The sequence below is a fragment of the Thermosynechococcus sp. GLH187 genome (assembly GCF_031583395.1).
Classification (GTDB): domain Bacteria; phylum Cyanobacteriota; class Cyanobacteriia; order Thermosynechococcales; family Thermosynechococcaceae; genus Thermosynechococcus.
The window spans coordinates 602,022-625,681 of record NZ_CP134175.1 but is presented as its reverse complement, the minus strand read 5'-3'; the positions used below and the strand labels follow the sequence as shown (position 1 = coordinate 625,681).

Annotated in this window: 20 protein-coding genes and 1 tRNA gene; 15 read left to right on the top strand and 6 right to left on the bottom strand. The window is 53.8% G+C overall.

Annotation, left to right across the window (positions count from 1 at the left end):
• Positions 1 to 834, top strand: a complete 834-nt coding sequence (locus RHI63_RS02850; RefSeq protein ID WP_206200989.1) for a YwiC-like family protein — start codon at positions 1 to 3, stop codon at positions 832 to 834.
• A gap of 118 nt (positions 835 to 952) precedes the next feature.
• On the opposite strand, the gene RHI63_RS02845 is transcribed toward RHI63_RS02850, so the two are convergent.
• The 3 genes from RHI63_RS02845 to RHI63_RS02835 form a co-directional block, all read right to left on the bottom strand.
• A complete protein-coding gene (locus RHI63_RS02845) occupies positions 953 to 1,765 on the bottom strand; it encodes an ABC transporter ATP-binding protein (RefSeq protein WP_225901634.1) in 813 nt (270 codons plus the stop codon).
• On the bottom strand, positions 1,755 to 3,005 hold the full coding sequence (locus RHI63_RS02840) for a branched-chain amino acid ABC transporter permease (RefSeq protein ID WP_206200988.1): 1,251 nt from the start codon (positions 3,003 to 3,005) through the stop codon (positions 1,755 to 1,757). The genes RHI63_RS02845 and RHI63_RS02840 overlap by 11 nt, the downstream gene beginning before the upstream one ends.
• Before the next feature lie 97 nt (positions 3,006 to 3,102).
• Positions 3,103 to 4,413, bottom strand: a complete 1,311-nt coding sequence (locus RHI63_RS02835; RefSeq protein ID WP_225901633.1) for a PrsW family glutamic-type intramembrane protease — start codon at positions 4,411 to 4,413, stop codon at positions 3,103 to 3,105.
• A gap of 196 nt (positions 4,414 to 4,609) precedes the next feature.
• Here RHI63_RS02835 and RHI63_RS02830 point away from each other — a divergent pair.
• The 5 genes from RHI63_RS02830 to RHI63_RS02810 all read left to right on the top strand — a co-directional run bounded on the left by RHI63_RS02830 (position 4,610) and on the right by RHI63_RS02810 (position 10,634).
• Positions 4,610 to 4,682 (top strand) — tRNA-Ala (locus tag RHI63_RS02830).
• Positions 4,683 to 4,889: 207 nt separating this feature from the next.
• The gene (locus RHI63_RS02825) at positions 4,890 to 5,546 is read left to right on the top strand and encodes a DNA methyltransferase (RefSeq protein WP_225901632.1); all 657 of its coding nucleotides are present in this window, start codon (positions 4,890 to 4,892) and stop codon (positions 5,544 to 5,546) included.
• On the top strand, positions 5,530 to 7,125 hold the full coding sequence (locus tag RHI63_RS02820) for an Eco57I restriction-modification methylase domain-containing protein (RefSeq protein WP_310828268.1): 1,596 nt from the start codon (positions 5,530 to 5,532) through the stop codon (positions 7,123 to 7,125). Before RHI63_RS02825 ends, RHI63_RS02820 begins: the two co-directional genes overlap by 17 nt.
• Complete coding sequence (locus RHI63_RS02815; protein WP_310821809.1) at positions 7,118 to 8,131, top strand: PDDEXK nuclease domain-containing protein; 1,014 nt, start codon at positions 7,118 to 7,120, stop codon at positions 8,129 to 8,131. Before RHI63_RS02820 ends, RHI63_RS02815 begins: the two co-directional genes overlap by 8 nt.
• Positions 8,121 to 10,634, top strand: a complete 2,514-nt coding sequence (locus RHI63_RS02810) for a GIY-YIG nuclease family protein (RefSeq protein ID WP_310821808.1) — start codon at positions 8,121 to 8,123, stop codon at positions 10,632 to 10,634. Before RHI63_RS02815 ends, RHI63_RS02810 begins: the two co-directional genes overlap by 11 nt.
• Here RHI63_RS02810 and RHI63_RS02805 read toward each other — a convergent pair.
• Both RHI63_RS02805 and chlG read right to left on the bottom strand, forming a co-directional pair.
• Positions 10,621 to 11,574: an RluA family pseudouridine synthase gene (locus RHI63_RS02805; RefSeq protein ID WP_310821807.1), complete on the bottom strand. Its 954-nt coding sequence runs from the start codon at positions 11,572 to 11,574 to the stop codon at positions 10,621 to 10,623. The two genes, RHI63_RS02810 and RHI63_RS02805, sit on opposite strands and share 14 nt — an antisense overlap.
• A gap of 9 nt (positions 11,575 to 11,583) precedes the next feature.
• Positions 11,584 to 12,579, bottom strand: coding sequence for a chlorophyll synthase ChlG (gene chlG, locus RHI63_RS02800; RefSeq protein WP_310821805.1), 996 nt, complete (start codon positions 12,577 to 12,579; stop codon positions 11,584 to 11,586).
• A gap of 216 nt (positions 12,580 to 12,795) precedes the next feature.
• On the opposite strand from chlG, the gene RHI63_RS02795 reads away from it, so the two are divergent.
• From RHI63_RS02795 to RHI63_RS02775, 5 genes are all read left to right on the top strand, one after another.
• On the top strand, positions 12,796 to 15,825 hold the full coding sequence (locus RHI63_RS02795; RefSeq protein WP_310821804.1) for a CHASE2 domain-containing protein: 3,030 nt from the start codon (positions 12,796 to 12,798) through the stop codon (positions 15,823 to 15,825).
• A 139-nt stretch (positions 15,826 to 15,964) separates the two neighbouring features.
• Entirely contained in the window at positions 15,965 to 16,219 is a 255-nt protein-coding gene (gene psbE, locus RHI63_RS02790; RefSeq protein ID WP_149820457.1) for a cytochrome b559 subunit alpha, read from the top strand.
• A gap of 7 nt (positions 16,220 to 16,226) precedes the next feature.
• Positions 16,227 to 16,364, top strand: coding sequence for a cytochrome b559 subunit beta (gene psbF, locus RHI63_RS02785; protein WP_099798824.1), 138 nt, complete (start codon positions 16,227 to 16,229; stop codon positions 16,362 to 16,364).
• A 12-nt stretch (positions 16,365 to 16,376) separates the two neighbouring features.
• The gene (locus RHI63_RS02780) at positions 16,377 to 16,490 is read left to right on the top strand and encodes a photosystem II reaction center protein L (RefSeq protein ID WP_149820459.1); all 114 of its coding nucleotides are present in this window, start codon (positions 16,377 to 16,379) and stop codon (positions 16,488 to 16,490) included.
• Between the two features lie 43 nt (positions 16,491 to 16,533).
• Positions 16,534 to 16,653: a photosystem II reaction center protein J gene (locus tag RHI63_RS02775; RefSeq protein ID WP_099798822.1), complete on the top strand. Its 120-nt coding sequence runs from the start codon at positions 16,534 to 16,536 to the stop codon at positions 16,651 to 16,653.
• On the opposite strand, the gene RHI63_RS02770 is transcribed toward RHI63_RS02775, so the two are convergent.
• Positions 16,650 to 17,546, bottom strand: coding sequence for a carbohydrate ABC transporter permease (locus tag RHI63_RS02770; RefSeq protein WP_206200976.1), 897 nt, complete (start codon positions 17,544 to 17,546; stop codon positions 16,650 to 16,652). The two genes, RHI63_RS02775 and RHI63_RS02770, sit on opposite strands and share 4 nt — an antisense overlap.
• Positions 17,547 to 17,619: 73 nt before the next feature.
• Here RHI63_RS02770 and RHI63_RS02765 point away from each other — a divergent pair, with 73 nt between their 5' ends.
• The 4 genes from RHI63_RS02765 (at position 17,620) to RHI63_RS02750 (ending at position 22,584) form a co-directional block, all read left to right on the top strand.
• Complete coding sequence (locus tag RHI63_RS02765) at positions 17,620 to 18,654, top strand: ribose-phosphate pyrophosphokinase (RefSeq protein ID WP_149820465.1); 1,035 nt, start codon at positions 17,620 to 17,622, stop codon at positions 18,652 to 18,654.
• 45 nt (positions 18,655 to 18,699) lie between these two features.
• Entirely contained in the window at positions 18,700 to 20,256 is a 1,557-nt protein-coding gene (purH, locus tag RHI63_RS02760) for a bifunctional phosphoribosylaminoimidazolecarboxamide formyltransferase/IMP cyclohydrolase (protein WP_310743343.1), read from the top strand.
• A gap of 9 nt (positions 20,257 to 20,265) precedes the next feature.
• Positions 20,266 to 21,360: a metallophosphoesterase gene (locus RHI63_RS02755; RefSeq protein ID WP_206200974.1), complete on the top strand. Its 1,095-nt coding sequence runs from the start codon at positions 20,266 to 20,268 to the stop codon at positions 21,358 to 21,360.
• 84 nt (positions 21,361 to 21,444) lie between these two features.
• Positions 21,445 to 22,584, top strand: a complete 1,140-nt coding sequence (locus RHI63_RS02750) for an AI-2E family transporter (RefSeq protein ID WP_206200973.1) — start codon at positions 21,445 to 21,447, stop codon at positions 22,582 to 22,584.
• Positions 22,585 to 23,660: the final 1,076 nt, after the last annotated feature.

Genomic DNA, 23,660 nt, shown 5'->3' with positions numbered 1-23,660 from the left:
ATGACCATTTCAGAGCCATCAGCGGTTGCGGAAACTGCATCAGCAGCAAGGAGGGGAACACCTTGGTACGTGCCCACCTTCTCCCCAGAACATGGGGTTTATGTGATGTTGATTGTGGCGTTTCTCACGGGGGCAGCAGCAGCGCAGCACTGGAGTTGGAGAACCACGCTGGCTCTGGTGACTGCCTTTAGTGCCTTTCAGGCGGAGCATCCCTTAACACTACAAATCAAGCAGCGGCGAAGTTGGAAACCCCGTTGCCTGATGTGGGGAGGCGTCTACAGTGCCCTTGCCCTTGGCATTGCTTTTTATCTTTACCTTGAGGTGCCACGGTTACTTTGGATTTACCTAGGGGCGATCGCCATTTTTGTGATTGATAGTATTGCCGTAGTTTATCGTCAACGCAAAGCCATCTGGAACGAGTTACTCACCTTTGCAGGGGTCTGCTTGGTGGCTCCCCTAACGGAGATGGCCACCACTGAAGAGGTCTCTTTCCTGTCTGTTGGATTATGGCTGTTGAATACCCTTTTCTTTGGCAGTGCGATTTTTGCTGTGAAGCTGCGTAAGCACAAAACCGCCTTTTGGCTCCCTGGTTTGATTTATCACAGTGTTGCCGCTCTCCTCATTGGTCTTTTGTGGTGGCTAGGGTGGTTGCCCCCCTTGGCAGCGGCGGCCTTTGCCATTGCACTGCTCAAGTTTGGCCTCATTGTTTGGCAAGCCAACTGGTACAGAAACACAGCCATAAAAAACGTTGCCTTGCTGGAAACAGGCTCAGCATTTTTATTTCTCAGCCTGATCCTTGCGGCGCTGTTGCCTGCCCATTTGCCTCGACCTTAGCTTTTTTAGCGGTTTTGGCCCAATGCGCCGCCCTTCAGGAGGGGGAGGATTCAAAGCTGTGGAGAGCCTCAGGGGTGCCAACGATCCCCAAGGCTGTAGCCCCTAATGGGAGTAGGAACTACTGTCCGAGGTAAGCGGTCAGAACCTCAGGATTGGTTTGAATCTCAGTGGGGGAACCATCAGCCAGATTTTTCCCCTCTGCTAAGACCCAGATGTGCTGACACAGGGACATGACCACGTCCATATTGTGTTCAATAATCAAAAATGTCACGCCCTGTTGGTTCCACCGCACAATGTGCTCACAAATTTGATGGATCAAGGTGGGGTTAACACCTGCTGCTGGCTCATCGAGGAGCACCATGCGGGGATGGTGCATCATCACCCGTGCCATTTCTAAAAGTTTGCGTTGCCCTCCCGACAAGGCGCCAGCGTAGTCATGGGCCTTAGCGGTTAACCCCACAGACTCCAAAATCTCCCACGCCCGTTGCCGCAGCTTTTGTTCCTCTTGACGAATGCGCAGCGGTTGTAGCCAACTATTCCAGAATTTCTCCCCTGTTTGCAGCGGCGCAGCCAAGAGCATATTTTCGAGAACCGAGAGGCGCGAGAGCACACGGGGCACTTGGAATGTTCGCAGGAGTCCTTGGAGAGCAACTTGGTGGGCGGGCAAATGGCTAATTGGGACGCCGTCAAAGATCACGCGGCCTTGATCGGGGATGAGGAAGTTGCACAACAGGTTGAATAGGGTGGTTTTGCCCGCACCATTGGGGCCAATGAGACCGGTGATGCTGCCGCGGGCAACCCGAATTTCCACATGATCGACAGCGCGAATGCCACCAAAACTTTTGCACAGCCCCGTGGCCACTAGGAGATCCGAAGGCAAGACTTGACTGATACCGCTAGAGACGGGCGCAAGAGAAGATTCATCGACCAAGGCTGAGTTCCTCCTTTTTGCCCAAAATACCTTGGGGTCGCCACATCATCAAGATAATGAGGACAAGGCCAATGAGCATCATCCGCAAGGCCTCTAGGCGACCGCCATCAAGGGGAATAAAGCGGGTCAGGGCAGTGTAGGCCCAAAAGAGAGCAGCGCCGAGGAGGGTACCCATGTTATTGCCTGCGCCCCCCAAAACCACAATGGTCCACGCCTGAAATGTAATCAGGGATACAAAGCCGTCGGGGTTAATAAAGGTCAGCTGCCACGCATAAAACGACCCGGCCACCGCCGCGATCGCCCCCCCCAGAAGGAAGGATTGCATTTTGTAGGCAAAGACATTTTTACCCAAGGCCTTGGCCACTTCTTCATCCTCACGGATGGCTTTGAGCACCCGTCCCCAAGGAGAACGGATCAAACGCTCCAGCTGCCACACCACCAAAGCAAGCACCAATACCAGCAGCCACAACAACCCAGCGCGGTAGCTAAAGGCCCACAGACCAAGGGTCAGGGCTTTGACCACCAGACCCACCAAAGCAGCGGCCAAGGTATTCAGGGCAATGGGAACCACGGCTCGTTTTTCTGGATGGCAATCATAGCTCACAAGGGCGATCGCCCCACCCAGCGTCACCAGTGTCAACCCAAGAGGAAAAATGGCCATTCCCCGGCCTAAGCTTAAGGGGAGTAACGTGGCCCAAAGGCTGAGGGTACCGGCAATGAATAAAGCTGCATAGCTAGGCAGTAACCAGCGGGGGTGCGATCGCCCATACTGCCGCTGTAGCCATTGCCACCACTGCCCTGCAGCCGCCCCCACCACAACCCAAAAAAGAGCAATCATCCCCAGTTTGGTCGGCAGATTGGGATTGAACTGAGCAAGGGGCAGCGGAAACCCATACACCCCCCGACCGCCTCGGGTTAGCCAATCCTCATTGAGGGCAATCAAGCGGACAATTTCCGCCATGCCGATCGTCACAATCGCGAGGTAATCTTCCCGCAGCCGCAGCGTCGCAATCCCCATTAAAAAGCCCAGTCCCATCGCCAGCACCACGCCAGCAAGGACAGCAAAGAACATGGGGACGCCAGCAATCCCCAACAAAATCGTGGTGTAGGAACCAATAGCCAAAAAACCAACATGGCCAAAGTTAATTAGCCCCGTATAGCCCCAGTGCAAATTCAGCCCCAAGCTAAAAAGGGCAAAGGTGGCAGTAAAGATACCAAGGGAAATGAGATAGCCAGCCATTTAGATCATCGAAGTTAAGGGCGAGACAGTTGCGCTGCGCTGTTGCGATCGCGCCAGTGGATGAAGGAATCAAAATGAATATATTTTATACACCTGCCTAGCGATAACCATAGAAGCGGGTGGCAAAGTTTTGCGATCGCGTCGGGGACAGTTGACGCGCTTTCAAAATCGCGGCGGTGAGAAATACATAGGCCAAAATCCCCACCACTGCCAAACCCATCGGACCAAAACGGGCGGCAGCCGTATTCCAAAGGGCATGCAGAAAGGCCGCTAGACCTAGGCCAACCATTAAAATCAAGGGCGCTCGATGGGGGCGCAATACACTCAATCCCACACAATAGCCCAAGTAGCCCGTGTAGGCCATGTGCCCCGTTAGGGATCCCAAGACCCGAGGAATCAGTACTTGCAGACCAGCTAAATTACCAAATTGACCGGCAATACTAGGGACATACTGCCCAAGGGTTTCTATCCAAGTAAAACCGAGGCCGGCAGCCGCTCCCAAGAGAATGCCATCGAGGGGTTCCCATACGCCCACCTTTTGTTTCCACGGACTCGGCAGCCATCGCCCTAAGCCATAGGCCACAACAATGGGTAACGCCTTGAGGAGTTCTTCCATTAAGCCGGCACCAATGAAGTTGCGGCTGAATAACACCCAAAATGAAGGATGGGGCGGATGCAGTTGGCCGGGTAAAATGGTGCGAAAGAGATAGATCATGGCTGGCAAAATTGGGCTTTGCAGAATCAACATTTCCAGCGTCAATGTGCCCAGTAGAACCCATGCGGGTTTGCGCTTGCCACAGAGTTGATAGATAAAGTAATAGGCAGCACTGCCCAAATAGAGCGCCAAGATGACCTTGAAGGCATCGGGGGAGCCAGCCGTGGCGAAAAGGAGGATAACCGCAACAACCGTAACAATCCCCGGTACCAGATAGGCTTTGCGTACCCAGTCGGGATGAATGGCAAAAATAGGCAGGAGTTGGGTAAGGGTGAGGGGTTGATCGGGCTGGGTACTCACGACTTCGGTGAGGGGAAGATATTCTAGGACAAATTCAGGCCCTTGGCGCCCCAATTGAATGCGATCGCCGGCATTGAGCACAGTTAAGCTCTCTACTCGCTGTTGATTGACATAGGTGCCATTGACACTGCCGAGGTCAGCGATCGCCCACACGGGAATACTGCCACGCTTTTGACAGGTGAGTTGGGCATGGTGGCGGGAAACAGAAGTATAGATGTGAGCGTCAAGGACAATGTGGCAGGTAGCGGGGTCACGACCAATAATGGTCACCTCCTCCTGAGACAGCCAAAACTGCCCCATTTCAGGGGAAACTTGCCGCAGCACACCCGCATACTTCAGCGTTGGATGGAGAGGGGAGCGATCGCGATTCATTGGTACCCGTATCAACTGCAAGGGGGACGATGAGACTCCCAAAGTCCGACCTGCTCAGCACTCACACCCACTATACACTGGGTACTTGATACTTCCTTTGAGCGAAAGGGCGATCGCGAGGGGAAACCATGGTTGTCCATCCTAGGCAGAGGGTTACTTTGGGGGCAGGAGTTGACAAAGGGCAGCATTTTGCGCAATGATAAAGTTCTGCTGATGCGGGGCTATAGCTCAGTTGGTAGAGCACTTCAATGGCATTGAAGGGGTCAGCGGTTCGAATCCGCTTAGCTCCAGTGGAAACGCAAACCATGCTTTTTGTTAGACCGAGGGGTGCAGTCAGTATAGGCTGTCACTTCAAATTAGCACTGCAATGAACCATGGCACCCGCGATCGCATCCACCCGAAACAAGGAGCGCTTAATCCTCCCTTCCAGACCGACCCACAGGCCGAACCGTTGCCCACAGGTCGAGATTCAGGTTTGACTTCCATGTTGGTGAGCGATGAGAACCATGACAAAATCCAGACAGCGGGTTGTGGATTACGGCGAGGTTCTGACGCCGCCGCATATCGTCAACGCCATGCTCGATCTGGTTAAACAGGAAACAGAGCGGATTGATTCGCGCTTCCTAGAGCCGGCCTGCGGCACGGGGAACTTTCTCGTCGAAATCCTGAACCGGAAACTACGCGTGGTGGAAGCGCGCTATGCTAGGGTCCAACTGGAATACGAGCGCTACGCCATCTTGGCCGTGTCGTCGCTCTACGGGATTGACATTCTGGAAGACAACGCTGCGGAATGCCGGCAGCGGCTGTTTGCCGTTTTTGATGAAGCCTACACGCGGCTTTTCAAAGACAAGGCCAAAGCGCCATGCCAAGAAACAGTGCGCTATATCCTCAGCAAAAATATTGTTCATGGCGACGCGCTGACCTTGAAAACCGTAGGGGCGAACCCCCAACCGATTATTTTTCCTGAATGGTCGCTGGTCAATGGCAGCCTGCTCAAGCGGCGGGACTTTGCCTTCCATGAACTGGTGAACCAGGGAGCGATGCGGGAGTTACCGCTCTTTTCGGATGCCGGCGAGGAGGTATTCATCCCTGAACCGGTCAAAGACTACCCGCCGGTGCATTTTCTGGAGGTTGCCCATGCCTACGATGAGTAGCCACAACCCGGACGTGCTCTTGTGCCTAGCCAATCTCTCCAGCGACGAGGTCTTCACCCCGCCGGCGCTGGCTAACCAGATGCTGGATCTGCTGCCGCCCGATCTCTGGAGTAACCCCGACGCCCGTTTTCTCGATCCGGCCTGCAAGTCGGGGGTGTTTTTGCGCGAGATCGCCAAGCGGCTGGACAAGGGCCTGGAAACCCAAATCCCCGATCGCCAAGAGCGCATCAACCACATCATGAAAAACCAGCTCTTCGGCATCGCCATCACCGAACTGACGGCGCTCATCGCGCGGCGCACGCTCTACTGCTCCAAACACGCCAACGGCAAATACTCCATTTGCACCGCCTTTAACACCGAAGAAGGCAACATCCGCTACCGCCGCACCGAGCACACTTGGCGAAACGGCCGCTGCCTCTTCTGCGGCGCCAACGAAGCCAACTACGCCCGTGGCGAGGAACTGGAAACCCACGCCTATGAGTTCATCCATACGGAAAACCCACTCCGTCTTTTCGACGAGTACAGCGAGCCATGTCATTTCGACGAGCACAGCGAGGAGAAATCGATGAAATTCGATGTCATCATTGGCAATCCGCCGTATCAGTTGAGCGACGGGGGGTTTGGTAGAAGCGCAACGCCGATTTACAACAAGTTTGTCCACCAGGCAAAGAAACTGAATCCACGTTACTTGCTGATGATCATCCCTTCCCGCTGGTTTGCAGGCGGTAAGGGCTTGGATTCCTTCCGAGCCGAGATGCTTGGCGATGATCGCATCCGAAAACTGGTGGACTTCGAGGATGCATCAGAGGTCTTCCTCGGCGTAGATATTGCCGGCGGTGTGTGTTATTTCCTTTGGGAACGGGACGCGCGTGGGCCCTGCGAAGTGATCAATATGCACAAAGGAGAGAACGTCGTTTCGATACGAAAACTCGATGAATTCCCAACCTTCATCCGCCATAGTCAGGCCGTGTCCATTGTGAGAAAAGTACTCGCTAAGAAAGAAAGGAGATTGAGCGAACAGGTGTCCAGCAGAAAACCTTTTGGAGTACCTACCAATGCTCGACCCCAAAAAGCTGGCGATCTCATCCTGCGCTGGCAAAACGGCGAAGGATCGTACAAAAGGGAGGACATAACCGTTGGCGTGGAAATGATCGACAAATGGAAGGTTATTACATCCTACGTGGGCTATGACCATGCCGGAAATCCAGGATCAGACGGAAGGAGAAGGGTTTTCTCCAAAATAGACATACTACCTCCGAGAACCATCTGCACAGAAACGTATCTGGTAATTGGGGCTTATGCTTCCCAAAAGCAGGCTGAACATTTGGTCGCTTATATGAAGACTCGGTTTTTCCGTTTCTTGGTATCCCAGTTCATGTATTCCCATCACATTACAAAAGAGGCCTACGCCTTCGTGCCCATCCTCGACATGAACACCGAGTGGACCGACGAAAAGCTTTACGAGCGATACGGGCTTACGGAAGAAGAAATTGCCTTTATTGAGTCGAAAATTCGCCCGATGCCGGCGACTAAAGAAAACGGCGCAAAAAACGAAGAAACGGAGCCTGCCGATGAGTAGCCATCTTGCGTCAAATCCCTATGAGCAGTTAAAGACGCAAATTGGTGAACTGCTCCGTCAGGGAAGGATTCAGGCGGGCCGGGCCATCAACACAATCCTTGTGCAGACTTACTGGCAGATCGGCCGACACATCGTAGAGTTCGAACAAAAAGGAAATGTGAAAGCCGAGTACGGCAGCGAACTGCTCGACCGGCTATCAAAAGACCTGACCGCGGAATTCGGCAAGGGGTTTAGCCGCTCAAATCTGGTCTATATCCGCAAGTTTTACCTGACCTTCCCAAAAAGTGAAACACTGTCTCACCAATTGAGCTGGAGCCATTACTTTGAAATCCTGAAGGCAGACAGTGACCTTGAGATCAGTTTTTATGCAAAACAATGCGAGAAAGAGGGCTGGAGCGTGCGTGAATTGAAGCGGCAGATGAAGAGCATGCTCTTTCACCGTCTGGCTCTGAGTAAGGACAAGGCCGGCGTACTTGAGATTGCTCAAAAGGGCAGCGATGTTCAGCATGCCGAAGACCTGATTAAAGACCCCTATATTTTCGAATTTCTTGGCATTCCACCCCAACACCACTATCTGGAAGGCGAACTGGAGCAAAGGCTGATTCAAAACCTGGAGTTATTCCTACTGGAGTTGGGCAAGGGATTTGCCTTCGTTGGCAGGCAATACAAAATCACGCTGTCAAACCGCCATTTTTATGTGGATTTGGTGTTTTATCACCGCATACTCAAGTGCTTTGTACTGATCGACCTCAAGCGTGGGGAAATCGAGCACACCGACATCGGGCAGATGAACATGTATCTGAATTATTTTGCTAAAGAGGAAAATGTCGAAGGCGATAATCCGCCCATCGGCATCGTGCTTGGAGCTTACAAAGACCATATCCTGGTGGAATATGCTACCCAAAACATCAGTAATAAACTCTTCGTGAGCAAATATCAGCTTTATTTGCCAGACAAAAAACAATTGCAGGAAGAATTGGAGAGGCTTTTGACCCATGACGCATAAAGATTTCTTTCCACAACGGCCCAGAATCGAGCCGAAAATCTACGCCTACGAGGATACGAATCCCCAATATGCGGGCCTGCTCAAGATCGGCTACACCACGAAGAGCGTGCAGGAGCGGGTGGCGCAGCAGTATCCTACGCTCCGTCCTAGCGAGAAGCCCTACCGCATTGTGCTGGAGGAGCCGGCCATCCGCAACGACGGCACCGGGTTTACCGACCACGAGGTGCACCGCATGCTACGCATCAACGGCATCCCGCAGGCCGGCGGCGAGTGGTTCCGCTGCACGGACAAAGATGTGCAGTCCGCTATCAATGCTGTGCGGGCAGGTCAATTGATAGAAGAACAGCGATCGCTGAGTTTCGGCTTGCGTCCCGAGCAGGAAGCCGCGATTCAAAAAACCGTCGCCTATTTCCAGACCTGCCGCCGGGAAAGCGACAAGCCGCCCCATTTCCTCTGGAACTGCAAGATGCGCTTTGGCAAGACCTTCGCCGCCTACCAACTGGCCAAGCGCATGGGCTGGAAAAAGATGCTGGTGCTCACCTTCAAGCCGGCGGTGCAAAACGCCTGGGAAGAAGACCTGCGCACGCATGTGGATTTCGTGGGCTGGCAATTCATCAAACCCGGCGGATTGACCTACGAGCAGGCGGATAAAAATAAGCCTATCGTCTGCTTTGGCTCATTTCAAGATTACTTAGGGCGCAATCCCAGCACGAACGGGATTAAAACCAAGAATGAATGGGTGCATACCACACACTGGGACTGCGTGATGTTCGATGAATATCACTTCGGCGCGTGGCGAGAGAAAGCTAAAGACCTTTTTGAATCCGAAGACGAGCGCGAGCGCAAAGCGGCAGAAGGCGAAGCCATCGACTACTTTGATGAAGACATTCTGCCCATCACCGCGGATTACTACTTGTATCTCTCAGGCACGCCGTTTCGAGCCATTGCCACCGGCGAGTTCATCGAGGAGCAGATCTACAACTGGACCTATTCTGACGAACAGAAAGCTAAAGAAGAGTGGCAGGGAGACAATAACCCCTACGCCGCCTTGCCGCGGATGGTGTTGATGACCTATCAACTGCCGGATGACATCCGCGACGTGGCGATGAAAGGCGAATTCAACGAATTTGACCTGAACGTATTCTTTTCAGCAGAGGGCGTCGGCGAGCAGGCGCGGTTCACGTATGAAGAGGAAGTCCAGAAGTGGCTCGACCTGATTCGCGGCGCACACTTGCCAACGAGTTTAGACAACTTGCGTTTGGGTGCGCAGAAACCGCCCTTGCCTTATTCTGATGTGCGGCTGTTGAATGTGCTGTCGCATACGCTTTGGTTCTTGCCCAGCGTGGCGGCTTGCTACGCGATGCGCAACCTTTTAGCCAAAAGGCACAATCATTTCTATCACGATTACAAGGTCATCGTGGCGGCAGGAAGCGCGGCGGGCATTGGCGCAGAGGCTCTGCCGCCTGTGTTGGAGGCAATGGACGACCCGCTCCAAACCAAAACCATTACGCTCACCTGCGGCAAGCTCACCACCGGCGTGACGGTTCGACCTTGGACAGGGATTTTTATGCTGCGCAACACCTCCAGCCCAGAGACCTACTTTCAGGCCGCCTTTCGCGTGCAAAGCCCTTGGACCATCAAAAATCCCGACGGCGTTTCGCCTAATGAGGAGCTGATCCTCAAAAAGGAGTGCTACGTCTTCGATTTTGCGCCGGATCGGGCCTTGCGTCAGATCGCCGACTACAGTTGCCGCCTGAACGTCAACGGGGAAGACCCGGAAAGGAAGGTGGCGGAATTTATCCAATTTTTGCCGGTGTTGGCCTACGACGGCAGTTCCATGAAGCAGATTGACGCCGCCGGGGTGCTCGATATGGCCATGGCCGGGACCACGGCAACCCTGTTGGCTCGCCGCTGGGAAAGCGCGCTGCTGGTGAACGTGGACGACGACACGCTGCGGCGGTTGATGAACAATGAAGAGGCGATGCAGGCGCTGATGCGCATCGAGGGGTTCCGCAATCTCAATCAGGAGATCGAGACCATCATCAACAAATCTGAAGCGGTCAAGAAGGCGAAGAAAGAGGCAAATGACCAGAAACTTTCCTCTCAAAAGAAAAAGCAGCTCACAGAAGAAGAAAAGGAATTCAAGAGCAAGCGTAAGCAAATTCAGGAAAAACTGATCAAATTTGCCACCCGCATCCCCATTTTCATGTACCTGACCGATTACCGGGAACGAACACTGCGGGACGTGATCACGCAATTGGAGCCGGGGTTGTTCAAGAAGGTCACAGGGTTGACGGTCAAAGACTTTGAACTGCTCGTCAGCTTGGGGGTGTTCAACAGCGCGTTGATGAACGATGCGGTGTATAAGTTCAAAAGATATGAAGACCCGAGCTTGGCTTACACAAGGATTAATAAGCATGAAGGGAAAGAGATCGGCTTGTATGATACCGTCCTCTGTCGAGGAAATTGCCCCTCATCCCTGCCTGAAGTTAGCAATTTATAGGGATTGATTCGGAATTGAGCGCTTGCTGGCGCAATATCCGCAGTAGTTTTTCTAAATGCTCTGGCAGAGGGGCGATCGCCACAATCTCCTCACCTGTACGGGGATGCTGCAACGCTAAGCGATAGGCATGGAGCGCTTGGCCGGGCAGTTTTACTTTTAGCGGTGCACCGCGGCCATAGACAGGATCCCCCAACAGCGGCCAACCCAAGTGGGCGGCATGAACGCGGATTTGATGGGTGCGACCGGTTTCAAGGCGAAACTCCACAAGGGCACAGTGGCGGAAGCGCTCCTGCACGTACCAGTGGGTAATTGCTGTGCGGCCTTTTTCTGGAGGCACCACCGCCATCTTTTTGCGATCCACCGGGTGACGACCAATGGGCGTAATTACCGTTCCACTGTCCTGCGGGGGCTGGCCATAGACGACACCAAGGTAATGGCGCTGCATTTGCCGTGCTTTCAATTGCTGTTGCAGATGGTGTAGGGCAAACTCCGTTTTGGCAACAACCATCACCCCAGAGGTGTCTTTGTCTAGGCGATGCACAATCCCCGGTCGCTGGACACCGCCAATGTCTGTCAACTCAGGGCAATGGGCTAACAGACCATGAACCAGGGTGCCGTGGCGATGACCGGGCGCAGGATGCACCACTAGATCCACGGGTTTATTGAGAATCAGTAACTCATCATCCTCATAGAGAATACTCAGGGGTAGGGGTTCAGGGATTAAATCCAACGGCTCTGGTTCAGGGAGCACCACCTGCAGTACCTCACCACCACTGAGGGGCTGATTTTTGCGATCGCACACTTGGCCATTAATCCGCACATAGCCCTGTTGGATCAGCTGCTGCCAGCGCGATCGCGAGAGTTCAGGATGCCGCTGTGCAAGAAACGTATCGAGGCGATCGCCCCCCTGTTCTACCTTGAAGGTCAGCGATGTCGTCATGCCCCCCAACTACACCAGTGTATGCCCAAGGGCTAAACCCACCACTAGCATCCCTAAGACGAGAAAGGGTTGAGCACTGGCTTGGTACTTGACATCGTTTTTCAAGGGATCCCGCAGGAAGTACATATCCTGAAAGACAATTTGGGGAATAATCAGCAAAATCAGCAGCACTGCATAAAGATTGGCATGAATCGCCATCAGGTAGCCCGCAATCCCCAACTGGAAAATGTCAATCATCAGAACACAAATCCATGCAGCAGTAGTAACGCCAAACATCACCGGCAAGGAAGCCAAGCCGAGTTGGCGATCGCCCTCAACGCTTTTGAAGTCATTGACAATGGCAATACCCAAGCCCGCCAAACTGTAAATCAACGTCAAGATCACAATCGTCGGTGTCAATTCGCCAAAAAGGGCGTGACCTGCCCACCACGGTAAAGCAATGTAGCTGGCTCCGAGGGCATAATTTCCCAGCCAACCATTCTTTTTCAGCTTCAGGGGCGGTGCGGAATAAATATACGCCAAAAAGCCTCCCAGCAAAGCAATTTTGGTCACAGGGAACGTGGGATGGTCAGCCCATAGATCGAGTAGAACAGCTAGACCCAAACCTGCGACAACGAGGAAGATAATCTGCGCCCGCACTTGGTTAAGGGAAATCGCCCCTGAAGGAATGGGACGGTAGGGTTCGTTAATCGCATCAATCTCGCGATCGTAGTAATCGTTGAGCGTTTGCGTATAGCCCGCCATCAAAGGTCCCGACAGCAGCATACAGGTCGCTGCCTTGAGCATATCCTCCAGACTCCAAGTAAATCCCCCCGACGAGGCTGCACCACAGACCACGCCCCAAATGAGGGGGATCCATGTAATCGGCTTCATTAGTTGCAGGCGAATTTTCCAGATATTGGTCTCGCCGCTTTTGGCACCCTTCATGCCCAGCAGTTGCCGTGCGGCTGCAGTAGTGGTTTCCGTGGATGTTGAAGTCGTCGTTGAATCGGGGGTTTCCGTCATAGCGCTTGTTGTGCTCAGCAATCACCTCAATGATTATAGTCGTTTCACCTTCCGCCACCTAGGGGGATCATGTTGCCCTCTAGCGTGGGCAGGATGTTAAAAGTTGTCCTCGTAAATTTGCCGATCGCCCGTGGTGTAGGTCAGGATAGAAGCGAAACTCCTTTTAGAATCCTTCTAGAATCCTTCAGCGTCAGTGGAACAACCGCAGATTGTGCCATGACCCCTGTCTCCATCCCTGATTATCTTAAACGCGCTCTACCGGCGGCCATTGCCACGGCGATCGCCACGGTGGGTGTCCTTGCGCTGCGAGTGGGGGGCCTGCTGGAACCGTTGGAATTAAGAGCCTATGACCAATGGCTGCGCTGGCGATCGACACCGGCCACGTCCCAGCGACTGCTGATTGTTGAAATTACCGAGGCTGATATTCAAACCCTCAAGCAGTACCCCATTCCCGACGAGGTGCTCATTCAAGCTGTCAATGAATTGCAGGAGCACCAACCCAAGGTCATTGGCATTGACATTTTTCGCGATTTTCCGGTGCCCGATCGCTTCAAGCTGCCAAGCGATGTGCTGCCCTCCCTCGGACGGGTGATGATGACCCAGCCCAACACCGTTATTGTCTGTAAAGTGGGGGGCGAAACAGATCCCGGAATTGCCCCACCCGCTGGACTGCTCAATGATCAGGTGGGATTTGCAGACATTCCCATTGATGAGGATGGTGTGGTGCGGCGGGCGATTTTGGCAACTCAACCCGAAGCCAGCGATCGCTGCTCTACCCCTCAATCTTTCGCTTTAGCTTTGGCGCGTCTTTTTTTAGGGGTGAATCCCCAAGCAGTGACTCAGAACCGCCTTGACTTGGGAACGGCTCGCTTTCAAGCCTTAACCAGTAACTGGGGAGGCTACAGCCACTTAGATGCAGCCGGGTTTCAAATCCTGATCAACTACGCCCGCCCAACCCAGCCCTATGAAACCGTGACCCTGAGCGAGGTGCTCAAGGGGCAAGTCTTGCCCTCTAAGGTGCGCGATCGCGCCGTCCTCATTGGCCTCACTGGCAGTAGTAGTAACGATAAGTTTTTGATTCCAATGACACTGCCGGGGCAAACCAACCGCCTGACCCCCGGTGTTGTGGTTCAAGCAGCGATCCTTGAAGATTTGCTAGCAGCGGCTCTCGATAACCGTTCTCCTATGGGTACATGGCCGCAGGGGGCGATCGCCCTTTGGATTCTGGCTTGGTCTGGCCTTGGTGCCCTGATCATCGCCAAGGGACAGCGCTGGGTGATTGTGCCGCTGTTGGTTGCTGGGGGACTGGGTCTCAGTGGCCTGACATTCCTCCTCTTTTTACAGGGGAGTTGGCTTCCCCTGGTGGCACCTCTGGTTGGCTTTGGCAGTGCGGCGGTTTTAATGCTGGGCTATCGTGCCTTCAGTCCTGCAGAATCCACCCCTACCCCCTCTACACCGACGGCTGTTCCCAGTGGCCGCTCAGCAACTCCCTTGGAGTTCATGACTGAAGGCATCAGTCAATCAACCACACCTGAATCAGCCCCCATTCTGGAAATCCCCGAAACCTCGCCAACAGAAGTCTCTCGCCTAGAGACGGATGCCAATGAAACGGTGCTGCAACCGGAAACAGCAATTTCCTTTACCCCCATCGAACCTACCCCACCCCCTAGAGATCAACCCCACACCGCACCTACCCTCCTCACCTCCGTCGTTGATCAAATTCCCCCCACAGAGATCCGCGAGACACCACCACAATCCATCACTGAGCGGGAAACCTTCTTAGTGGTTCACCCTGAGGACGCTGCCACTGCCGCCACCGAATTGCCAGAAACTCCCACAACTGCTCCTGAACCTACCCATATTGATCTTCCTGAAACCCAGAGGGTGGTTCCTACCCCGCAGCCAACAGTTCCCTCAGAGATCCCCTCGACACTGCGCCCTGATTTACCAGAAACCCAACTGACGGTTCCCGAAGCCTTAACAACGATGCCAGAGACCCCTAGCATCCCTACTGTTGATTTACCCGAAACGCAACTCACCCTACCTGAGCCACTAACGACCCCAGAACCGACCTCGACGCCCTCAACCCAATTTGCAACCAGTGTGGACTTGCCTGAAACGCAACTATCCATTCCTAAGACGGCACCGGACATCACCTCAACTCCACCCACCCAATTTACAACCAGCGCAGATTTGCCCGAAACCCAATTGTCAATCCCAGCCACCCCCAAGGGAGACCTACCAGCAACCCAGCCATCCAACCCTGACCCCTTAACCGCGGCGCCTGTGGATCCCACCCAGCGGCCAGAGGTGATTCCCACCACGACAGTCCCCTCGCCGCCCCCCCCAACGACAGAGACGCAAACACCGAGCGGCACCCAACCCAAAACCACCGTCATTTCTGACATCAGCGAAGAACCCAGTGAACCCTTACCACAAACTGTGGGGGGACGCTACCGTGTCCTCAGTCAACTCGGCGAAGGGGGATTTGGGCGCACGTTCTTGGCTGCGGATTTACATCTGCCAGATCATCCGATCTGCGTGGTCAAGCAGTTGGTGCCCTCCCGTAAGGATGAACGTTTTTTGGCCATTGCCCGTCGCCTCTTTCAGCGGGAAGCAGAAACCTTAGCCCAATTGGGTCAACATGAGCGTATCCCTCGATTACTGGCTTACTTTGAAGAGGGGGGATATTTCTATCTCACCCAAGAGTATGTGGATGGGGAATCCCTCAAGGAGGAGTTTGAAAAGAAAATTACCCTCTCCCAAGCCGAAGCCCTCACCATTCTCAAGAGCATTCTGGAAATTTTGCAGTATGTGCATCAGTTTGGGGTGGTGCATCGCGACATTAAGCCTGCCAATATCATGCGCCGCCGCAGTGATCAACAACTGTTTTTGATTGACTTTGGGGCGGTACGCCATGTCCAGCCCGAGGAGTTGCTCCAGCACGGCAAATATACGATCTCCATTGGTACCCGTGGGTATGCCCCTAGCGAGCAAATGGCAGGACGACCGGTGATTGCCAGTGATATTTACTCTTTGGGTATGGTTATTGTTGAAGGTCTGACGGGGCTCGCCCCGATGGATTTGCCCTCTGATCGCAACACGGGTGATATGATTTGGCAGCCGGGACGGCATCTTTCGCCGCAGTTTGTTGCCATTATCAATAAAATGATCAAGTATAACTTTCGCGATCGCTACCAGAGTGCTGCAGAGGTGCTCACCGATTTGACCAAGGCTGGACTTTAGGCCTATAGACCCAAGTTTTAGCGCTGTAGAGGGGGTTCGCAGTTCTTATTTATGCGGCTCAATCGTTGTGAAAAAAGGCTGTATGATAGATAGTACCGTTTCCTTTTTTTAACATTAGACACTTTGGAGGCATCGCAACGTGGCTGGAACGACAGGAGAACGACCATTTTCCGACATTATTACCAGTGTCCGTTATTGGGTGATTCATAGCATCACCATTCCGGCGTTGTTCATTGCTGGCTGGCTCTTTGTCAGCACCGGTTTGGCCTATGATGTGTTTGGCACACCACGCCCCGATAGCTACTATGCTCAGGAACAGCGGTCGATTCCTCTGGTGACCGATCGCTTTCAAGCTAAACAACAAGTTGAAACCTTCTTAGAACAGGTGAAGTAGGATTGCCATGACCAGTAATACCCCCAATCAAGAACCCGTTTCTTACCCGATTTTTACGGTCCGCTGGTTGGCCGTTCACACGCTTGCTGTGCCCACGATTTTCTTCCTCGGGGCGATCGCGGCTATGCAGTTTATCCAACGTTAGGAAGGTGCAGCCATGGAACCGAATCCCAATCGTCAGCCGGTCGAACTGAATCGCACATCCCTGTACCTAGGGTTGTTGCTGATCTTCGTCCTTGCGTTGCTCTTTTCAAGCTACTTCTTTAACTAAATTCTTCTCTATAACTGAATCTGCTTAGGAGGAATTGATCATGTTGTCTGAAGGCGGACGCATTCCCCTGTGGGTTGTGGCCACGGTGGCTGGCATGGGGGTCATTGTGATTGTCGGGCTGTTCTTCTACGGTGCTTACGCTGGTCTTGGCTCCTCTCTCTAACGATTGGGGTCTTGGCGCGTACGCAATTGTAGCCAGATCAGTCCTAGGGTGACTCCCAAAAGAACCGTTGCTGCGGCAGCGGCATAGCCAAAGTCAAATAACGCAAACGCCTGTTGGTAAATATAAAATACCAGCAGGTTTGTTGTATCTAAGGGGCCGCCACCGGTCACCACATAGACCTGTTCAAAACTGCGCAATGTGAAAATCGTTGTTGTGACAAACACCAAAATTAAGGTGGGTCGCAACCCCGGCAGCGTAATGTAGCGAAACTGTTGCCAAGCATTGGCACCATCGAGAAGTGCCGCTTCATAGCGATCGCGAGGAATGGTTTGCAACCCCGCCAAAAAGACCACTAAATTAAACCCCAACTGCTTCCAGCTACTGAGCAAAATTAGCACTGGCATTGCCCAAGCGGGATCACTCAGCCAAGCAATCGGTTGTCCCCCCAAGGTTTGCACCAGTTGATTCACGGGGCCATCGGTTTGAAACAGCCAACGAAACCCTAAACCCACCGCCACAATCGAGGTCATTGTTGGCAAAAAGTAGGCCGTGCGCAGCAGATCCCGTCCCCTGATCCCTTGGTTGAGACCCACCGCCAAGAGTAAGGGCAGCACAATCGTGGGGAGCACCGTTGCCCCTGTGAAATAAACGGTATTGCCAATCACCTGCCAAAAGTCTGGACTCAGGAGCAATTGCTGATAATTTTGCAGGCCAACCCAACGCACCCCTTCTTGACTAAAACTCCCCGTCGTAAAACTAAGATAGACAAGGTACAAAATCGGCAAAAAAACAAAAATTGTCAGAAACAAAAGTGCAGGTAAAAGGAATAACCAAGCGACTCCTATCGGTGACAAAAAAACATCCCCCAATCGTGGGAGTTGCGATCGCGCCATTGGCAAAGGTGATGACCTCAAAATTCATCTTTCTATAAATTCAATCCTAGGGTAGTGGCTCCCAAAATTGGAAATGATAAGATCAAAATCAAAATGCACGCCATCTTGGGGAGATGCTGTGATTCACACTGCGCCATTGCCCACGACTACCCCCTCTCACATTTCTGATCATAGTCGTCTAAAGCTGTTTTCGGGTTCTGCCAACACTGCCCTTGCTCAGGAAATTGCCCGCTACCTCGGTATTGATCTCGGCCCAATGGTGCGCAAGCGATTTGCTGATGGCGAGCTGTATGTGCAGATTCAAGAATCCATTCGCGGTTGTGATGTCTATCTGATCCAGCCCTGTTGCCGACCCGTCAATGACCACCTGATGGAACTGCTGATCATGGTGGATGCCTGCCGCCGCGCTTCAGCCCGCCAAGTGACTGCGGTGATTCCCTACTATGGCTATGCCCGTGCCGATCGCAAGACCGCTGGCCGCGAGTCCATTACCGCTAAACTAGTAGCCAACCTGATTACTCAAGCGGGAGCGAGTCGCGTTCTGGCCATGGATCTGCACTCAGCGCAAATTCAAGGCTATTTTGACATTCCCGTGGATCATGTCTATGGTTCACCCGTGCTCCTTGACTACCTGCGCAGCAAAAATCTTGAGGATATTGTGGTGGTGTCCCCCGACGTGGGTGGGGTGGCTCGTGCCCGTGCCTTTGCCAATAAGCTTGATGATGCGCCCCTAGCCATTATTGATAAACGACGCCAAGCCCACAATGTGGCTGAAGTGATGAACGTGGTGGGGGATGTTAAGGGCAAGACAGCGGTGCTCGTGGATGACATGATTGATACAGCCGGCACGATTTTAGAAGGAGCACGGTTACTGCGGCGGGAAGGTGCCAAGGAAGTCTATGCCTGTGCCACCCATGCGGTTTTTTCACCGCCAGCGATCGAGCGACTCCAAGGAGGCGATTTTGAAGAGGTGATTGTCACCAACACGATTCCTGTACCGGAGACGCAACGCTTTCCCCAACTCACGGTGCTGTCGGTGGCGAGTATTCTCGGCGAAACCATTTGGCGCATCCATGAAGATAGCTCTGTGAGCAGTATGTTCCGCTAAAACCGCTAAAATAGGTGTTCTTAGTCGCCTAGGAGGATTGCAGGCATGGGGCGAATGGCCTTACTCAGCACCAGCAATAAGCAGGGACTGGTGGCGTTGGCTACGGCCTTGGTGCAGGAGTTTGGCTTTACGCTCCTGAGTAGTGGTGGCACCGCAAAGACCTTACAGGCAGCGGGGATTCCCGTGACAACGGTCTCGGAGTACACAGGGGCACCGGAAATCCTTGGTGGGCGGGTCAAGACCCTGCATCCCAAAATTCACGGCGGTATTTTGGCACGGCGCGATCGCCCCGAAGACGCGGCTGATCTGCAAGCCCAAGGGATTCATCCGATTGATCTGGTGGTTGTCAATCTCTATCCCTTTGCCGAAACAATTGCCCAGCCCAACGTGACCCTTGCCGAGGCGATCGAGCAAATTGATATTGGTGGGCCGACGCTGATTCGCGCTGCTGCCAAAAACCATGCCCATGTGACAGTATTGGTGGATCCCAGCCAGTATGAAACTTACCTTCAGGAATTACGATTACACGGGGAAGCTCAACCTGCTTTTCGCCTTGCCTGTGCCCAGCGGGCGTTTGCGCTGACGGCCAGTTACGATCAGGCGATCGCCGAGTATCTCCAAGAAATCACGTCCCCTGGTACTGAACCAGAAATTCTGCCGCCGGTCTTCCACCTGACGGGGCAGCAAAAACAAGTCCTGCGCTATGGCGAAAATCCCCATCAACGGGCTGCTTGGTACATCAGTGGGGCACACCCCAGTGGTTGGGCAGCCGCCGACCTGCTTCAGGGCAAAGAACTTAGCTACAACAACCTGCTAGATCTAGAAGCGGCACGGGCAGTGATCAGTGAATTTTTAGGGGAGGGTGCCCCCGCTGCCGTCATTATTAAACACACCAATCCCTGTGGCGTGGCTGAGGGCAAAACCCTTGTGGAAGCCTACGAACGTGCCTTTGCAGCCGACAGTGTTTCTGCCTTTGGCGGCATTGTTGCCCTGAATCGCCCCTTGGATGTGGCCACCGCTGAAGCCTTAACCCGTACCTTTTTAGAGTGTGTGGTGGCTCCCGCCTGTGAGGAAGCAGCGCTACCGATCCTGAAAACCAAACCCAAGATGCGGGTTCTCACCTTACCTGAGTTGCAGACGGCTCCCACGACGGCGATTCAAACCATTGCTGGCGGCTTTCTTGTCCAAGATATTCACCCCGTCCCCATTGATCCAGAGGCGTGGCAAGTGGTCACCGCCACCGCACCCAGTCCAGAGTTGATGGCAGAACTGATCTTTGCTTGGAAAGTGGTGAAACACGTTAAGTCCAATGCCATTGTGGTCAGTCGCGATCGCCAAACCCGCGGCATTGGCGCCGGTCAAATGAATCGGGTGGGTGCTGTACACATTGCCCTCAGGGAGGCCGGTGAGGCTGCCCGCGGCGCTGTACTGGCCAGTGATGGCTTTTTCCCCTTTGCCGATTCTGTGCAAGCCGCTGCCCTTGCTGGTATTGCGGCGATTATTCAACCGGGGGGCAGTTTGCGGGATAATGAGTCTATCCAAGCAGCCAATGAAGCGGGAATTGCCATGGTCTTTACCAACCGGCGACACTTCCGCCACTAGGAAATAGCGATGGCGGTGCGGCTCGGTATTATCAGTGATCCCCACATTGCTCTGCCGGAGACGATTCCGACGGATCATCCCCCCATTTTTCTCTATGAAGTGAGTATTCCTGCTTTTGAAGCAGCCGTCACTCATCTTCTTGATCTGGGTATTGATGCTTTGTTGATGCCCGGTGACCTGACACGGGATGGCGAAGTCGTTAACCACCGCTGGCTCAGTCGCTATCTGCAAACCCTGCCCATTCCCTGCTATGTGATTCCGGGGAATCACGATGTGCCTCTGCCGCTAGGAGATCACAAGCGTATTGGTTGGGCTGACTTTCCCCAGTGGTATCCCCATGCGGGCTATGGCAAGGGCGCCAAGCATTACTATCAAACCCTGCTTGCAGACAACCTACAACTGATTGCCCTGAATTCCAACCAATTTAGCCCGACAGGTCAGCAGATGGGGGCAGTCGATCAAGGACAACTGGCATGGTTGGCGGCTCTATTGGCAAAACCTTTTGCCGGACTGCGCCTTGTAATGATTCACCACAATGTCCTTGAGCATTGGCCACAACAGAGCCAAAGTCCAATGGGGCAGCGCTACCTCTTGGAGAATCGGGTGGAACTCCTCAACCTCCTGCGATCGGCGGGGGTGGCCTTGGTCTTAACCGGACATCTCCATGTCCAAGACATTGCCTATGAGCAGGGGCTGTTTGATCTAACGACGGGTTCCCTCGTCAGCTATCCCCATCCCTATCGCCGGCTCATTTTGCAGCAACATCCCCAAGGGGGCTGGCAAGTGGATGTGGAATCCTACCGCATTGAATCTCTGAAGACCTATCCCACCTTGAGTGATCTCTCCCGCCAATGGATGCTGCAGCGGGGTGCGGGGTTTATGGTGCGCTTTCTCACCTTACCGCCCTTTAATTTATCGGAAACTGAGGCCCAGCCCCTCGCCCAAGCCCTATCGTCCCTCTGGCCAGAAATTGCCCAAGGAGATACCCAAGTCACACTACCGACCCTACCCGAACCCTTGGCCGCCTACTTTGCTCAGTTTAACCACAGAGCACCAGCGGAGTATCCCCAGCTGCGGGACAACAATACGGTCTTTGTCATTTAGCACCTCGCAATTCCTTTGGTTGGGATGGTAGAGTCCCAAAACCTGCTCTAATAGGGGGTTGAGGCACGAATTGGACGCAAAGTAGTGACGTTTGGTCAGTGGATTGGCTTGCTGGTACTGGGGGTGTGTCTCTACATCCTCTGGGAAATTCGCCAAGTGTTACTCTTGGTCTTTTTGGCAGTGGTCTTGGCAACGGCACTCAACTGGCTGCAACTGCGACTCCAGAGCTGGGGACTACAACGAGGCCGGGCGATCGCCATCAGTATTAGCTTGACTTTCCTGATCATCTTTGGTTTCTTTTGGATGATCATTCCCCCCTTTTTGCAGGAAGCGCAGCAACTGGGTGTATTGATTCCCAAGGGGTTAGGACGGGTGGAAGCATGGCTGGATGAGATGGCTTACCTTTTGCCAAGTAGCGGCTTTGATGATACCCCTGTCATTAATCGGCTGATTACCCAGTTAGAGCCATTCCTTGAGCAAATCTTTAATAACTTCCTTGCCCTCTTTTCCAATACACTGGCGGTCTTACTAAATACGCTGTTGGTCTTGGTGCTGACGGTGATGCTAGTGATTGATCCTCAGTCCTACCGTCGGGGATTCATTCGCCTCTTTCCAGCGTTTTATCGGTCTCGCATTGACACGATTCTCACCGAAAGTGAACAGGCGCTCTTGGCATGGCTGGCGGGCACAGGCTTGAATATGCTGGCCATTGGTGTGGTCAGTGGCATTGCTCTTGCGCTACTGGGGGTGCGGTTGGTCTTGGCCAATGCTTTCTTGGCCGGTCTGCTGGAGGCGATTCCCAATATTGGCCCTGCCCTGAGTGTGATTCCGCCGATGATCATTGCTTTTATTGACAATCCGTGGCGGGCGGTGGCCGTTCTCATTGCCTACATTGTGATTCAACAGTTGGAGCAATACCTGCTGGTGCCTGTCGTCATGGCCAAACAGGTGGCTCTACTGCCCGCTGTGACGCTGGTTTCACAAATTATTTTTGCCATTTTCTTTGGCTTTCTGGGCTTACTGCTGGCACTGCCTCTGGTGATTGTGGGTCAAATTTGGTTTACAGAAATTGTGCTCAAGGACATTCTCGATCGCTGGCAGCCCAGCCCGCCACCTGCAGGGTCAAATCCACCAATTTTGCCGCTGCCCCCGCCGCCCCCACCTGCTGCCGCAAATCCTGCCGCATCTGATGCAATTTCTGAGGATGGCTCAATAGAGACTTAATCTGATCAGCAACCACCGCCGGCTCAATCGGACCCACCAGTTCTGGTACAATTTCTCTGCCTGCCCAGATATTCGGCCACGCCTTGTAGCCGAGACCCTGTTTCACTAAGTCCCAATCCATCTCTGGCGATCGCCACAACTGCCAAAATCGCCGCCAGCCCAATCCCTTGGCCACCAGTGCCCAAAACACCAATGCCGTCCACTGTCGCCCGATCGCTGGCAAGCCCACCAGCAACCCGGCTAACCCATCCCAAGGGTGTGCCCGCTGTACCCGCAGTTGTTGGGCCGGCAAAAGAACAATCATCGGCACATTCAAGGCGGCCAGTTCAGCGGTATTGGCGCCAACGGTCGTCACACAGAGGGCAACCTGCCGCAGCAGGGGATAGTTGGCTAACTGCTGCCAGAGATAGACCTTCGTACCCCTCGGCGTCTCCAGATAGGGTAGCCCCTCCCTGGGTTGGATGAGTGTCGCCGTCGTGCCCTCAACGTGCTTGAGTTCGGGGTTAAAGCGGGGATCGGCGTAGCAACTGAGGGTCTTGAGCGTCAGGGTGGGTGCCACGGGAATCACACACTGAATCGGGGGATGAGCAGCAGCTAAATGGTCGGCGATCGCCAGCGAAAGGGGCACCCCCAGCTTGAGCTTATTGGGCTTGGAACCCACCATCAGACCCACAAGGGGAGCATCTGCAGCAACGCCTAACTGTTGGCGCACATCAGGCAGAGAATCGAGGGCAAGGGCTTGCACATCGGTCATCAGATCCCCCACCACCGCCACCTTAGCTCTTGTTTTGCCCACGGGGAGAGGACGCCGCAACCCAATGCCATCCACCCACCCTTGCCAGCGTGCCTGCCACTCACAGTAGAGCACACAGCGATAGCCCAGACGCTTGGCCAACAGCACCGCAAAGAGTTGATCGCCCCCCAAGAAGACCACAACCCCTTGGGCAAACCAATCCCAATTACTACGGGTGGTCTTTGTGCGCAGGAGGTGCCAGAACTCTGCCGCGGGCAGCACCCGATCCACCCCCGCATAGCGGCGCGCAATCTCCGCTTCTTGACCACTGGCATGGGGACAG